This window comes from Salmonella sp. HY31, from assembly GCF_042604575.1.
GTDB lineage: Bacteria > Pseudomonadota > Gammaproteobacteria > Enterobacterales > Enterobacteriaceae > Salmonella > Salmonella diarizonae.
Genome location: NZ_CP170479.1, coordinates 3,635,810 through 3,649,427, shown reverse-complemented (window position 1 = coordinate 3,649,427; position 13,618 = coordinate 3,635,810). Strand labels below are relative to the sequence as shown.

The following is a 13,618-nucleotide window of genomic DNA, read 5'->3' as shown; positions in this document are numbered from 1 at the left end:
AATTGTGTGGGCACTAAACATCTTTTAACAGGAAAAACTTTTTGCCTGATCTTGCTGCCATTGCTACCTTTGGCTACTAAGGCTCATGCTGCTAGTGACGGGTTATACGCAGGTGCTAATGTTGGTTGGTCAAAATTTGACAACAATAACTTCACTGAAAGCCATCGCAAGGATACTATCGGCTTTGGTGGTTTTATTGGTTATCAGTTCTCTCCATGGTTTTCATTGGAGGGGGGCGCTAACAGCCTTGGCAGTGTGAAGGGAAATGATGGTCAATCCATAGATGTGCAGGGAATCACCCTGAGCAGTAAATTTACTTACTCTTTGTCAGGCCAGGACCTGTATGGACGAGTGGGTGGTATGTGGTACCGTAGCGATATGAGTAACGATGATATTAATAAAAGTGAGGTTGGTACAGGCATGGCGCCTTTACTTGCTATAGGGGTTGAGCATAGCTGGAGTTCGAATATGACATCGCGCATCGAATATCAATGGACGGGACATATTGAGAATGATGCGGCGACCTCAGCTACCCTAAATAATGGGTATTTATCTCTTGGCATAACATGGCATTTCGGCCAGGCTAGCGAATCGATGCAACCATCTATTATAAGTCATCCAGTTGAGGATGTTAAACCGCCGATATCAGAAACTGTACCGCTAAACCATGAGTTGGTAATCTATTATCCATTTAATCAGTATATTCTCTCAGAAAAGAATCGACAGAAAATTATTGATTTTTATCATCAAAGAAAACCAGACTCGGTAACAAAATTCAACATTGATGGTTATAGTGATATAACAGGGAGTGAAAAAAATAATTTTATCATCTCCAGCCGTAGAGCAGATAATGTCAGGGAATTATTGCTTGAGCAGGGCATTAATAAAAAAAATATATCTGTACATGCGCACGGAAGTACTTCAAAGTTCAATAAGCATTTGTCAACTAAACATAGTTTATCAGATCAGGAAGAGAACTATTCATTGAATCGTAGGGTCTCTATCCTGACGGATTAACGATGAGTCATTTTCCCTAAAATTTTAGGGGGGGAGTAATGAACTTTACCATTGGAGCAAAGATTTTTTTTGCTGGTTGCTGTATAGTCACAATTGTGGCTTGTACGTTTTTATTGGCACTGATTTTTTAGAGAATATTTTCTGATAATCCATATTTTAATGATTGCCGGTATGAGCAGACATTCTTTATGCCGGCTTTGTTCTAATGAGCATAAAAATTTTATTACATAGCAATGTGGTAGTAAATAGCGAAGGCTTTCCAATCCAGGACAAGAATATACTGGGAAATTTAGATGTAAAAATAGCTGCTCTTGTTGTTGAAACGTTCAATCAGTTGAGAGTATTAAATATATATAACAACGGGTGGATATCATCATTTTTCTCTTTCAGTTGTTTCTGGTGATTCTATGGATATTGTTATCAACTCCAGAAATCCATCGAATATTATCGTAGGTAAAGTTTATATTCTATATCGCACATTATTTAATAAAGTGAGGTAAAAATAATATGAAGATAACAAATAGCAATTCTTATGCTATGAATATCAGTAGAGCTCAGGTGTTGCCTCAAGTTCTGGCAGAAGAGATTGATAGCCTTATTCACAACACCCCAATACTGCCAGGTTCGGATGCTTCTACTGCAGAAGCGCATAGACGTGACATGATAGCATGTAAGAATATATTGATATCGGATGGTATATGGAGTCAGCAACAAGACGATGAGAAGAATAGAAAAATCACGGTAGGTATGCAAGCAACAATTGAAACTGGGCTGATGAATTGTTTAACTTGCGATCCTACAGCGCGTTTATCTGTAATAGTCCATACAAATAATCCCCCAACACCATTATGTGCAGAATATCTTCCTCAGTCATTACTTCACTCTGATATTCGAGGAAACAGGGCGATAGAATCAACGGTTACTAGTCGTCAAGAAACAAATGAGTTCTTTTTGCGATCAAATAATCAAGTTTCATTCTCTGCATTGTATGGAACAAAACGTGCATCCGATGCAGAGCAGACATATTTTGATAAAAAAGTAGCTTCCAATCCAGGCTTGTTTGCGTTTCATACCCAAGAAAATCCACCTGTAGAATTATCAGGGGCAACCTATGTTTATACTAACAGGCTAAATGAGAAAGTGATTATTGGTGTCAGAATCACCCAAGCTAATGATCCTTCGAAGATGTGTTCGCTATTTATCGGGCGTGATAGTCATGCCAGACAGGTAAGCCCACATCTCCGAATGCTTAATGATTACATTAGAACGATACAATCTAATTTACTCGAAAATAGTTCGGTCGCTGATCGACGAAACTATTTTGAGTTAATGTCTGTTTGTAGTCTGATCTCATAGGTGGCTTTGCCTGCTGCTATAAAAATCACTTCATTGTCGGAGGCTTTTTGTGACCGGGACAGGTGCTGAGCTGTATTACTCGCGACTTGATCTGACCTATGGCCTTGAAAGGTTGAGAGTTACCGATTTTGATATGGGCGTCGAATCCTTATACAAAATACGAGGTAACTCTCATGTTTCATAAAAACGATACTGAACGAGTTTTATCAGGTGATGTTCCGCAAAAAATCATACGGAGATCTTGAAATATTACAATCGGATCATGATGAATGGCTGGCTTACTATAATAATGAACCAACCCTTCAGGGAAAATTGTGTTGTGGCCGAACGCCAATAGAAACGTTACTTGATGATGGAAAGCGCATCTGGGTTGAGAAAATTTAAAGCAGATGTAATCTGACAGATATCTGTATAAATAACCGGTAACTGTCAGATCAGGTTTGAGCTAATACACTTGAATGTAGCAGGGATTCACATCCTTTACGGCGTGCAGGATGTCAGGATTTCTCATGACTGTCTTGAGTAAGTAGCATTCGGATTTCCTTCTCAAGTTCATCGATCATATTTTCATTATTCAGACGTTTTTTCTGTCTTATTCCATGTAAATATAGTGCGCTTTTACTCTTACTTCCGGCTACTCCTATCGTTGATACCAGTGCTTCTCCCGGACCATTCACAACACAACCAATAATTGACACATCAAGAGGAGTGACAATATCTTCGAGTCGTTGCTCGAGCTCATTCACCGTGCTGATAACATCAAATTCTTGACGTGAACATGTCGGGCAAGCGATAAAATTAATCCCTCGTGAACGTAAACGTAAGGATTTTAGAATATCAAATCCTACTTTTATTTCCTCTACAGGATCTGCAGCCAAAGATACACGTAAAGTATCACCAATACCTTCGGCAAGCAATAATCCGATACCGATAGCAGATTTTACCGCTCCAGCCCGAAATCCCCCTGCTTCAGTAATTCCAAGATGCAATGGCTGTTCAATTTTTTTTGCCAGCAAACGATAGGCGTTTACCGCAAGATTCACATCAGATGCCTTCACACTAACTTTAAAGTTATCGAAATTATTCTTTTCCAGAATATTAATATGCCGCATAGCCGATTCCAGCAGTGCTTCCGGTGTTGGTTCACCATATTTTTCCTGAATATCCACTTCAAGCGAACCTGCATTGACACCAATACGGATAGGTATATTACAGTCCCGAGCACAATCAATGACTGAAGATATCCGTTGTTCATTACCTATATTTCCGGGGTTAATTCGCAAACAATCAGCACCGTAAGCTGCGACTTTTAATGCAATACGATAGTCAAAATGAATATCTGCAATCAATGGTACCTGACTGTATTGTTTCAATTTCTTAAAAGACTCTGCTGCCTCCATCGTGGGAACGGAAATCCGAATCATATCGGCCCCTGCCGATTCTAGTTTGTGGATCTGCTCTAATGTGGAATGTATATCACAGGTATTAGTATTTGTCATTGATTGTACAGTTATCGGAGCATCACCACCTACAGCGACATCGCCGACGTAAATTTTTTTTGAATTGCGTTTTTTATATAAAATAGCATTTTCCATAATCTTACCTAATAATTAATGTTGGTTACTGATTACGTGCCGCGCTTTGCTCTTGATATCTCTTATAATACTCATTGACCATTACTTCAATTTGCAATTTGTAATCTATGGGTTGGTTTCTAAAATAATTTTGGCGTCTGTCTCGCATAAGTTGATATTCTCTATATTGAATTCTTTTTTTATCTACCGCTTTCCCAAACATATTTGTAGCTTTTATAGTATCCTGGAGGGAATGAAATTTCCCCGCTTCCAAACGACTAGCGTTTTTGTTCACCAAAGCTATTAAAAATTTTGTCTCGGCCTCTCTATTATATACATAAGGATGATCCTTCGTGACCCCAAAGGCTTTTATCTTTTCTCTTATTAGTTCATCGCGGCAAGCTTCTATAGTTTTATATTTATATCCCATGTAAAGTGTGATGGAGAATGTCTGCTCGCACAAAGATAAACTATAGTTTAAATCATTTAGTGATTTCTCCGGGTTCCTTCTTAGACGGATCCTGAATTTATGAAAACAACCATTTTTATGGTTATCGCTACGATCATCCCTTGTACTATAAGTAGAAGGAGACATTGTTGAAACCGACGTATTTAACTGTGTGTTTGGCATAAAACCTCCTGGTAACAATAGGATGTTACTGTATTTGTTTCTGTAGTGGGAGACTAATCTGGGAGAGGGAGGGAGGTAATCGTACACATGCCAGGGTAAATTAATATGGATCGTTGTTGTTTTTTATTCCCTCGCATATGTCTATTTTTACTCCTTTTGTGTGCTTGAATTACTGCGGAGCAATGATGGATAATTCTGTTGTTTCCCTTTTGGGGAAACATAATGATAGAATTGTCTACCAATAAGAGTTTAGGTTATGTCAAAAGATTATTCAGCGTGGTACAAGGTTGGTTGTTCGCTATGTGTTGCTTGTGCGGTGCTCTCTTCTGCAGGAGTGATAGCTGCTGACGGTGATGTTGGCATTATTACATTTACGGGAGGTGTCACTGGTGAAACATGTAAAATTTCCAACTCAACTGGTTCACAAAGTTCAAATATGACATTGGTTATGCCTGTTGTCGCAAAAAAAGATGTTGAATCCGCAACTATTGAAAATGGTGGTGTAGGACGAACGCCTTTCGATATTGAGCTTAGTGGTTGTGCCACCGGGATTTCCAGAGCACAAGTGTCATTTTCCTCTGAAGAGTTTGCGAACTTAACAGATGGTACTCTAAATAATGATACGACGATTGATGATGCAGCAAAAAATGTCAATGTTGTCCTTTTCAATAATGGAAATTCACAAAGTTCACAAGTTTTTATCGGGCGTCAGGATGATACTCCCCAGATTGTAACACTTGACAATGGCAGTGGCGTTTTTTCATTCGCGGCTGCTTATGTACCTGGTCCACAGTTTAATTCTGATTCAAATCAAATTGTTCCCGGTAAGGTTCACACCAATGCAACGTTTAGTATTACGTATTATTAGCAATTAGTGGAGCTTATTATGCGCATATGTACCAATGGCATAAGGTTTTTTCTGTTGACATTCTTCGGATTATTTCCATTATATTCTCAGGCTGATATTGTGATATCCGGGACTCGGGTTATTTATCCAGAGGGCAAAAGTGCTGTAACAGTCCATCTTGACAATCGTGGTGAGCGTCCATTGCTCGTACAAACATGGCTTGATAATGGGACTGAAAACAAGTCTCCGGATGAAATAGACGCGCCATTTGTCATAACACCACCAATTACACGTATTGATAAAGACCATGGGCAAACTGTGCGAGTCATTTATACCGGTGGAACGTTGCCGCAAGATCGTGAATCATTGTATTGGTTCAATGTGCTGGAAGTACCCCCAAAAGATGATTCTTCAGCGTCTGCTAATAAGCTTCAATTAGCATTTCGAACACGCATCAAATTTATTTACAGGCCACGTTCTTTGGATGGTGATTTGGCCTCTGCACTGAAAAAAGTTAAATGGAACTGGGGACGCAATAAAAAAGGCTATTTTTTCACTGTGACGAATAATAGTGGCTATTATTTATCAATGGACAAAGCCAATATTGACATTGCAGATAAAAATTATTCAATTAATACGGAAATGTTAAGTCCTTTTGGGACTGCACATTTTCCCATTGTCGCATCGAATGGAATCAATATTCCAGAACATGGAAAAATCAACTACTCTGTGGTTAATGACTTCGGTGGGCTAACGACAGCGAATGTGTCATTATGATATTCGTCATATAGTTGTTCATGGAATTTATCATTTAAATTCGCCTGTCATAATTGTGCCCGTAAATAGAGTGATATCATTTTACTCTATGATATTACGCTATTTACTTGCAAAACCATGCTAAGCATTCATTGAGCAAGAGTTTCCATATGTATCAAAATAGAAAAAGGAAGTGGGGTTGGGTATTTGTTGGTAGTGGGGTTTGTATTGTGACTATCTCATTTGTAACTTATGGACTTGTTGGAAATGAAAAAGATGTAAATTCTTCTCCTGTTGTAAAATATGCAGAAGACGATCCCACTGACACTGATGTCGCAGAACAGAAGATACGGAGTATTTTATATTCAAATGGCCCAGAAAATGCGTCTTTGAATGTTGCAAGACCAGGAGAAAAAATAATTTCAAAGGTAGATCAAGACGAAATGCGCAGCCAGAAAATGGCTGCAACGGGTGAAATGCCAGTACCTACGTATGCGAAAATTGAGAGTCAGCCTGTTCAGCAAGCTAATAATAACTTGCATAATATTTTTTTATCTGGAAACGCCAAAAATTCTACCGGAATTATTGTTCCGTTGAAAGAGCATGATGGAAAAAAACAAGATACTTCCTTTGATGCTATGAAAGCAGCATCATTAACTACACTTGTTCAACGTGAAAAAAGTAATGATGTCTTTCGTGATGTACATAAATCGGTTCTCAAAGAGAGGCAACCAGGCTCATCTTTTCCAAAGCAAATTAGGGCTTCAAAGCGGTCTATTACAGGTGATGACGCAGGTACGACTTCCAGATCTGTTGTTGCTCTGAACGAACTTAGTCGGAGTGCGCAAGAGCCTGACATATCGGGTGGGGATGAAAAAGTTGAGTTTGATTCACGCTTTCTGAATGGTAATGCTAAAGATGTTGACGTAAGCCGTTATGCCGAAGGTAATCCAGTGATGCCGGGAAATTACAATTTGGATGTCCTTGTTAATGATCAGCTAAAGTTAAATGCAACGATCTTATTTATTGATGATGGTAATAAAAACATTTCTCCCTTTGTTACTGAAAAAACACTGACGCAGCTAGGTATTAAATATTCACTTAAGTCTCAGGATAAGATGAAGAAGGCGGGTGAGGATTATTACAACTTACTAAAAGTCACGCCCGGGATAAAAGTACGTTTTGATCAGGAAACGCAAGAGTTAAATATCAGTATCCCACAACTTTATATAGAAAACAGACCGGATGGTTATATTGACCCAAGCCTATGGGATGAGGGTATCACTGCCGGTACATTTTCATATGACGTCAATGCCTATCATTCAGACAACGCGGATGATTCAAGCGACAGTGTGTATTCAGGGCTTCACTATGGGCTCAATTTTGGTGAATGGCGGTTTCGCAGTCGTGGTGCTCTGAACTGGGAATCAGGCAATAAAGCTACCTATGATAGTCAAGAGGCCTGGTTACAGCGTGATATTGCCTCCCTGAAGTCTCAGTTGGTTATTGGTCAAAGCAGTACCCGTGGCGATACATTTGATTCTGTAGCAGTAAAAGGTATTCATCTTTATAACGATGATCGTATGTTAACTGGAGCTGAGTCTGGTTATGCTCCGACTATCAAAGGGGTAGCTAACACCAATGCTAAGGTCACCGTTAAACAGAATGGTAATATCATAAAACAGGTCACTGTACCGCCTGGCCCATTTGAAATAACAGATATTACTCCCTCCGGGTTCGGAAATGATTTGGATGTGACGCTCACTGAGGCTGATGGCAGGGAGCAACATTTTTCGGTTCCTTTCTCCTCTGTTTCACAACTTTTACGTGAAGATAGCCTGCGTTGGGAGGTTGCCTTAGGTCAGTTAGACCAGGATGGATTGTACCATTCCCCTGATATTGCGACCGCATCTGTCTATTACGGTCTGACTGACAAACTGACTACCTATGCAGGATTCCAGTCAACAGACCAGGACTACGACGCATTTTTGTTAGGAAGCGCCGTCAATACTGCTTTAGGCGCTTTTGCGTTTGATGCGACACAGTCCTATGCCACGCTGCCTGATATCGGAAAATGGAATGGTACGAGTTACCGTTTGTCCTATAGTCAGCAATTAGCGCAAAGTAAAACCTCAGTTAACGTTGCTGCATGGCGTTATGCTACAGAGCATTATTTATCTTTGAGTGATGCAACTAATATTTATGATCAATTAAAACATACCCAAAATCAGGCTCAATGGGTGATCAGTGACTATCAAAGATTAAAGGATCAATTGCAAGTCAATATTACCCAGCCTCTTGACTTTTATAATGAATATTGGGGATCGCTGTATGTGTCAGGGAGTTGGAATAGATATTGGTCAGAGCAGAGCAACACCCAATATTCATTAGGGTACAGCAATGCTTTCCGTTGGGGAACATACAGTATTACCGCTCAACGCAGCTATGATGAGAATAATGATTCGGATGATAGTGTTTATCTAAGTTTTAATTTACCGTTTGAAAAATTATCCCCAAATTTTAAGAAAAAATATGGGTTTACTGATGTTAATATGGGGCTGCGAAGCGATTCTGACGGCACTACCCAGCTTGACGCCAGTACCAATGGTAATTCAACCGATAACCGATTCAATTATAGTTTGAACACCTCATATTCGGCAGACTCTAACCAGTCGGGTAACAATCTCACGCAGGTTGGGGGAAATGTTAATTATGCAAGCCGGTTCGGTCCATGGAATGCATCACTCTCCGGCAGTGACCGGGGTGATAAGCAAATGTCATTGGGTGCTAGCGGAGGCATGATCCTTTACCATGGTGGGCTTGTTTTTGTCCCGGATAATATTGATAGCGCAAATACGATAGCATTAGTTAGTGCGCCTGGGGCCGAAGGAAGTCATGTTGGATCTTCTGATAACCAAATCGATCACTCTGGCTATGGTGTAGTCACTAATTTATCTCCCTATCATCGTAATATGGTAAATGTAGATATTAGCCAGCTTGATAACTCCGTTTATTTGGATAATACCTCTGCAACAGTTATTCCTGATGCCGGTGCGGTAGTGGAGGTTAGTTTTAAGACTAAAGTGGGAACACCGTATGTCTTTGACATTATGACCGAACAGCATTCTCATATACCATTCGGTGCTGACGTGTATGATGAAAATAATGAATGGCTTAGCGCGGTTGGACAGGGTGGTAAAGTGTTACTTCGTGGGATGAAGGATACTGGCACATTGCATATTAAATGGGGGGAAGATACAAGCCAGCAATGCTATGTCAATTACCATTTGCCTGCACGGAATGATAAAAAAAATACCAGTATGCTGCTATCTGCAATGCTTTGTAAGCAGAATAATTAAAATAAAATTTACACTAAGGATCATACGATGATGACTTTTGGAAGGCGGTATCATGGTTATTTTTTCTGTTTTTTATCATGTATTATTTCATGGAAAGTTAATGCGCTGAACCTTGACCTTGATTTCATAGCCAACATTAAAATCTCAACTTGCGATATGACATTGCTGGGTGGCAAGTCTACTGGAGGAAATAACTATACTTTCACGATTGGTAATAATGGTAAAGTGGGGGCGATGGACATTATTAATCACCTGGACAGCGCTTCCACAGATTTTTCCATAGGCATAGTTAATTGCGCCCCTGAAATTAGTAAAATTAATGTATCCATTGGTGGAGCGGCTGTATCCGGGATGACTACTGCGTTAGTTAACTCTTTGGCCGGGAGCGATGGCGGCGCAAAAAATATAGGATTAACTATTGCCCGCCAGACTGCACCGGATACCCCTTTTACCATCAACAGTACTGCAGACGATGGAGGGTTGGTGTGGACCCAGGATGAAATTCACAGCGGTACTGTACCTTTAATTGCTCGTTTGATTAGCACTTCCGATAAAATATCAGCAGGGAATTTTAGTACTATTGCTACTTTCAATTTTACCTATGAATAAAAATATAGGATATTGGGTGTTATTATGCTTAATCTGCAGAGAATGATACTTGCCGGAGTATTGGTGTCATCATCTCAAATTAGTTTCGCTCTTACTGATACTGCTTCAATAACGGCAACATTTAATTCGACAATAGAAAGTGGGACTTGCAAAGCAGTTTTACATGATGATGCTGGTAACTTAGTTGATACACTGGATTTTGGTAATATGTATATTTCTGAGTTTAACAGTAATAAACCAACTAAAAATTTTAGTATTGCTCTTAATGATTGCCAGGCAGTAACGAAAGTTACCATTGCGCCATCCTCCTCCTCTCTATGTACTAATGGTGATGGACAGGAAGATGCTTTTGCCAATACGAATGGTGATGCCAAAGGGATTGCTGTTGAATTATGGAGTGGCGAACCAGATGCCGGTACGAAATTTATCTGCTCGCAATCATCAGGACAAAGTTTTTCTGTGACCGATGATACGACGATTTTACCGATGAGCATACGAATGATACCGACTGAAACCACATTACAGGCCGGGAGTTTTGATACAACTCTTACACTTATCGTTACATACCCGTAGATTTGAGAAAGACAACATGAATTATCGACATTCACTATGGTACTGTTGCCTTCTGACTATGCTTATCTTTCAGATAGATACCGTAAGGATAGCGCATTCTGCAGAGCAAACTCTTTCGTTAAATGTGAAAGCAAATGTGGTTGAAAATAGTTGTAAGATTTCTTTTTCCGACTCCGGGTCTGTTGACCTTGGGAAGCAAAGTATTGCTGCGATTGAAAGCGTTGACTCTTTTACCAATTATATCGGTAATGGAAAGCATTTTTCTATTAACGTATCAGATTGCTCTCCGCTGAGTAGTGGTGGTATCAGCAAGCTTATTTTTAACTTTTCCCCTCAATCAGGTACTTTCCCCGTAGAAAGTTCTCAGGCATTTGCTAATGATATATTACCTGCTGATGGAGGCGCAACTGGCGTAGGGTTAGTTATCTTTGCTGAACAGCAGGATAAAAATGTGCTTGATGAATCCGGGCATTCGAATGCTATTTTTGATGTAACATCTGATACCTATCTAAATAGTTATGGTTTTTTTGCGCGCTTGCAAAAAATTAACACTATTACAGAGGGGGATTTTACGACGCATGTGACTGTAGAGGTAACTTATGAATAATGGACGTATCGCTTGTAAACTATCAAGGCCTGTCATTGGTGTTTTTTTATTTTCTTTCTCTATCCATGCGTTTGGGGCAACTGAGTGTTTTTTTAATGGTGCAAAAACGGATACATTAACCTTTGCATCACAATCAGTTGATATTACTTCCCCCGTTTCTGATACAAAAATTTTGAAAGATAATATCAAAGGTTCTGTAATAGTAACTACTTCATGTAATGCTGGTCAGGGAGGGCAAGACTTAAACTCAAAGCAATCAGGGGTTGCGGTGACAAGTACCACTATTAATGGTGTTAAAGTAGCATTATTTCCCACAAACGTTACCGGAATTGTATATGGAATAAAATTCGTCTCGAATTCAGAGCCACCAACGGGTTACATTGCAATGAGTACGGACTACATAACGGTTTTTTCAGTTGATGATGATCATGATAAAGAGTACTGGAAAGGTAAGTCAGGTCATTTCGACTTGACACTTTTCCAGACCCGAGATTATGTACCAGGGCAGGGGCATACCATAACACCTAACGCAAATATGGTTGGTGATTTCCGAATTGGTTCCCAGACTGATGCGCAGGATATTCAGATTAATAATAATTCATTCACTCTTAACATCCCGCAACCGACATGTGATGCGGCCACGCTTGAAAATTCAGATAATGCATCAGGGACTCAGGTTAATCTTGGTGATTACTATACGAGTGAACTGATTGGTAATAAACATCCGAAAAAAATTCCATTTACTATAAAATTAACCGGCTGTGGTGGTGTTAATCATCTGATTACCAAACTAACGTCCCAATACGTATCACCTTATAGCAATAGTATGTTGGCTGATATCAATAATGCACAGCGTGGTGTCGGTGTACAGATATACTCAACGAATGATGTCGCATTGATTCCAAATGATGCTAATAGTTATTATTCTGTCCAGGATTCAAGCACACCTGATACTCGCGAGGCTAATTTTTATGCAGTGCTAAGTGACGATGGGAAGGGAGTAATAACCACAGGAACATTTAAAGCTATGGGAACATTTACCTTTACTTATAATTGATTTTGTGTTTTGAGTACTCTTATGAAATTGGCCTGACCACACTCCTCCACTGAGGGCTTCCCCCAGTAATGAGCGGATAAAAAAGGACGGGCATAAAAAATGCGATCGACTGATTTTGCCAACAATTCAATGAGATTACGTCTATGCCCGATCGTTTATTATGTCAGAGCTTTTTACGCGATACCTTAGAATCCCTTTCACCAGTATCGTCGGGTTGCACTACTTGATCCCCCTGCCGCTATCAGCCGGGGATGATGTCGTCGGCATTGGGTTCGATTATTGGAGATATTAATATCAACCCGGACCAGGGACTTTATGCAACAGGGTGCATGCGCATTTCTTTTTTTACCCGCCTGAACTCCAGTTCCTTATTGGTAATAAAAAGCATTAGCGAATCATCTTCATACTACTTCCGTCATCTGAAGGTCTGGTTTGCGTTGGCTTTGAATATTTTGTCTCTGAATAACCTTGTTCTCTGCGCAGAGTTAGCGGTCAACCATAGAAGTGGGGCTTTATCACTGTTCATCCTGGTGATGCGGGGCAGGATGCATTGATACACTGGTTACGAATTATTGGATTGAAATAGCCTACCCCCTCTCTTTTGGATAAAGTGTAATGACAAAAGGGAGCGGAAAACATGTCTGATAGTTTCAATTCGAAGAAGTCCACCAGAAATCCGTTAATGCAACGCGTCGGATTGATACTCAAGCATTGAGTCAATGTCGAGTTGTGATTCGTCGGCTACTGGAAAAGGAAGAACCATTGCATGTAGTAGAAAAGCGATTACGAAAGTTGCCCGGGTATTGTCATTCAGATCTGCCGGAGCATACGCAATAACCCGGTTTTCCCCAGTGGCGTTACCAATACAAAGCAAGAGACCCTGTTGATGCCTTTCGAAGAGGATACGTAAAACCGTAAGAGGAAGTGATGACCAGTCATCGCCGTTCAATACAAGATTTTTGATCGCTTCGTCCGCTTCTGGTTCGTATTGCGCTTTATACCGGAGGGTTTTTAGACGGTGCAAATGGGGAGTAAAAATCTCATTGAGAGACCAGAGAATTTTAACGGTATCTTGCCCGTTGAAGCCTACCAGGCTGCATGATTCTAACGGTTTCCCAAGTGTCTGCTCATAAAAGGCATTAAGCAGATGGAATGTTTCTGGATTCATTTTATGTCCTAAATTCAGGGGAGAAACGGGATTATTTCCACATGCTTTCTATGCTCAACCTATC

Annotated in this window: 12 protein-coding genes and 1 pseudogene; 10 read left to right on the top strand and 3 right to left on the bottom strand. The window is 40.0% G+C overall.

Going from position 1 to position 13,618, the window contains the following annotated elements:
- Window positions 1–6: 6 nt before the first annotated feature.
- The 3 genes and pseudogenes from ACE15A_RS17345 to ACE15A_RS17335 form a co-directional block, all read left to right on the top strand.
- Complete coding sequence (locus tag ACE15A_RS17345; RefSeq protein ID WP_129382474.1) at window positions 7–1,017, top strand: outer membrane beta-barrel protein; 1,011 nt, start codon at window positions 7–9, stop codon at window positions 1,015–1,017.
- Between the two features lie 507 nt (window positions 1,018–1,524).
- Window positions 1,525–2,373: a hypothetical protein gene (locus tag ACE15A_RS17340; protein ID WP_129382473.1), complete on the top strand. Its 849-nt coding sequence runs from the start codon at window positions 1,525–1,527 to the stop codon at window positions 2,371–2,373.
- Window positions 2,374–2,550: 177 nt separating this feature from the next.
- Window positions 2,551–2,757: pseudogene (locus tag ACE15A_RS17335) on the top strand (IS481 family transposase); the annotation flags it as partial.
- Window positions 2,758–2,870: 113 nt separating this feature from the next.
- Here ACE15A_RS17335 and ispG read toward each other — a convergent pair.
- Both ispG and ACE15A_RS17325 read right to left on the bottom strand, forming a co-directional pair.
- A complete protein-coding gene (gene ispG / locus ACE15A_RS17330) occupies window positions 2,871–3,968 on the bottom strand; it encodes a flavodoxin-dependent (E)-4-hydroxy-3-methylbut-2-enyl-diphosphate synthase (RefSeq protein ID WP_053508656.1) in 1,098 nt (365 codons plus the stop codon).
- Between the two features lie 25 nt (window positions 3,969–3,993).
- Window positions 3,994–4,578: a hypothetical protein gene (locus ACE15A_RS17325; protein ID WP_053508654.1), complete on the bottom strand. Its 585-nt coding sequence runs from the start codon at window positions 4,576–4,578 to the stop codon at window positions 3,994–3,996.
- A gap of 256 nt (window positions 4,579–4,834) precedes the next feature.
- On the opposite strand from ACE15A_RS17325, the gene ACE15A_RS17320 reads away from it, so the two are divergent.
- The 7 genes from ACE15A_RS17320 to ACE15A_RS17290 all read left to right on the top strand — a co-directional run bounded on the left by ACE15A_RS17320 (window position 4,835) and on the right by ACE15A_RS17290 (window position 12,386).
- Window positions 4,835–5,446, top strand: coding sequence for a fimbrial protein (locus tag ACE15A_RS17320; protein ID WP_063390178.1), 612 nt, complete (start codon window positions 4,835–4,837; stop codon window positions 5,444–5,446).
- Between the two features lie 18 nt (window positions 5,447–5,464).
- The gene (locus ACE15A_RS17315; protein ID WP_053508650.1) at window positions 5,465–6,202 is read left to right on the top strand and encodes a fimbria/pilus periplasmic chaperone; all 738 of its coding nucleotides are present in this window, start codon (window positions 5,465–5,467) and stop codon (window positions 6,200–6,202) included.
- 149 nt (window positions 6,203–6,351) lie between these two features.
- Window positions 6,352–9,540, top strand: a complete 3,189-nt coding sequence (locus ACE15A_RS17310) for an outer membrane usher protein (protein WP_053508648.1) — start codon at window positions 6,352–6,354, stop codon at window positions 9,538–9,540.
- Window positions 9,541–9,567: 27 nt separating this feature from the next.
- Window positions 9,568–10,149 carry a fimbrial protein gene (locus ACE15A_RS17305; protein WP_053508646.1) on the top strand — a complete coding sequence of 194 codons (582 nt, stop codon included), beginning with the start codon at window positions 9,568–9,570 and terminating at the stop codon, window positions 10,147–10,149.
- A gap of 63 nt (window positions 10,150–10,212) precedes the next feature.
- Window positions 10,213–10,722 (top strand): fimbrial protein, encoded by a 510-nt coding sequence (locus tag ACE15A_RS17300; RefSeq protein ID WP_164984585.1) that lies wholly within the window; start codon window positions 10,213–10,215, stop codon window positions 10,720–10,722.
- A 16-nt stretch (window positions 10,723–10,738) separates the two neighbouring features.
- Window positions 10,739–11,329 (top strand): fimbrial-like protein, encoded by a 591-nt coding sequence (locus ACE15A_RS17295; protein WP_077944421.1) that lies wholly within the window; start codon window positions 10,739–10,741, stop codon window positions 11,327–11,329.
- On the top strand, window positions 11,322–12,386 hold the full coding sequence (locus ACE15A_RS17290; protein ID WP_053508641.1) for a fimbrial protein: 1,065 nt from the start codon (window positions 11,322–11,324) through the stop codon (window positions 12,384–12,386). The genes ACE15A_RS17295 and ACE15A_RS17290 overlap by 8 nt, the downstream gene beginning before the upstream one ends.
- A gap of 679 nt (window positions 12,387–13,065) precedes the next feature.
- Here ACE15A_RS17290 and ACE15A_RS17285 read toward each other — a convergent pair.
- Window positions 13,066–13,554, bottom strand: coding sequence for a hypothetical protein (locus tag ACE15A_RS17285; protein ID WP_053508639.1), 489 nt, complete (start codon window positions 13,552–13,554; stop codon window positions 13,066–13,068).
- Window positions 13,555–13,618: the final 64 nt, after the last annotated feature.

Coding starts and splice junctions, on each gene's coding strand:
- ACE15A_RS17340 (WP_129382473.1), top strand. CDS start 1,525: ATGAAGATAACAAATAGCAATTCTTATGCTATGAATATCAGTAGAGCT.
- ispG (WP_053508656.1), bottom strand. CDS start 3,968: ATGGAAAATGCTATTTTATATAAAAAACGCAATTCAAAAAAAATTTAC.
- ACE15A_RS17325 (WP_053508654.1), bottom strand. CDS start 4,578: ATGCCAAACACACAGTTAAATACGTCGGTTTCAACAATGTCTCCTTCT.
- ACE15A_RS17320 (WP_063390178.1), top strand. CDS start 4,835: ATGTCAAAAGATTATTCAGCGTGGTACAAGGTTGGTTGTTCGCTATGT.
- ACE15A_RS17315 (WP_053508650.1), top strand. CDS start 5,465: ATGCGCATATGTACCAATGGCATAAGGTTTTTTCTGTTGACATTCTTC.
- ACE15A_RS17310 (WP_053508648.1), top strand. CDS start 6,352: ATGTATCAAAATAGAAAAAGGAAGTGGGGTTGGGTATTTGTTGGTAGT.
- ACE15A_RS17305 (WP_053508646.1), top strand. CDS start 9,568: ATGATGACTTTTGGAAGGCGGTATCATGGTTATTTTTTCTGTTTTTTA.
- ACE15A_RS17295 (WP_077944421.1), top strand. CDS start 10,739: ATGAATTATCGACATTCACTATGGTACTGTTGCCTTCTGACTATGCTT.
- ACE15A_RS17290 (WP_053508641.1), top strand. CDS start 11,322: ATGAATAATGGACGTATCGCTTGTAAACTATCAAGGCCTGTCATTGGT.
- ACE15A_RS17285 (WP_053508639.1), bottom strand. CDS start 13,554: ATGAATCCAGAAACATTCCATCTGCTTAATGCCTTTTATGAGCAGACA.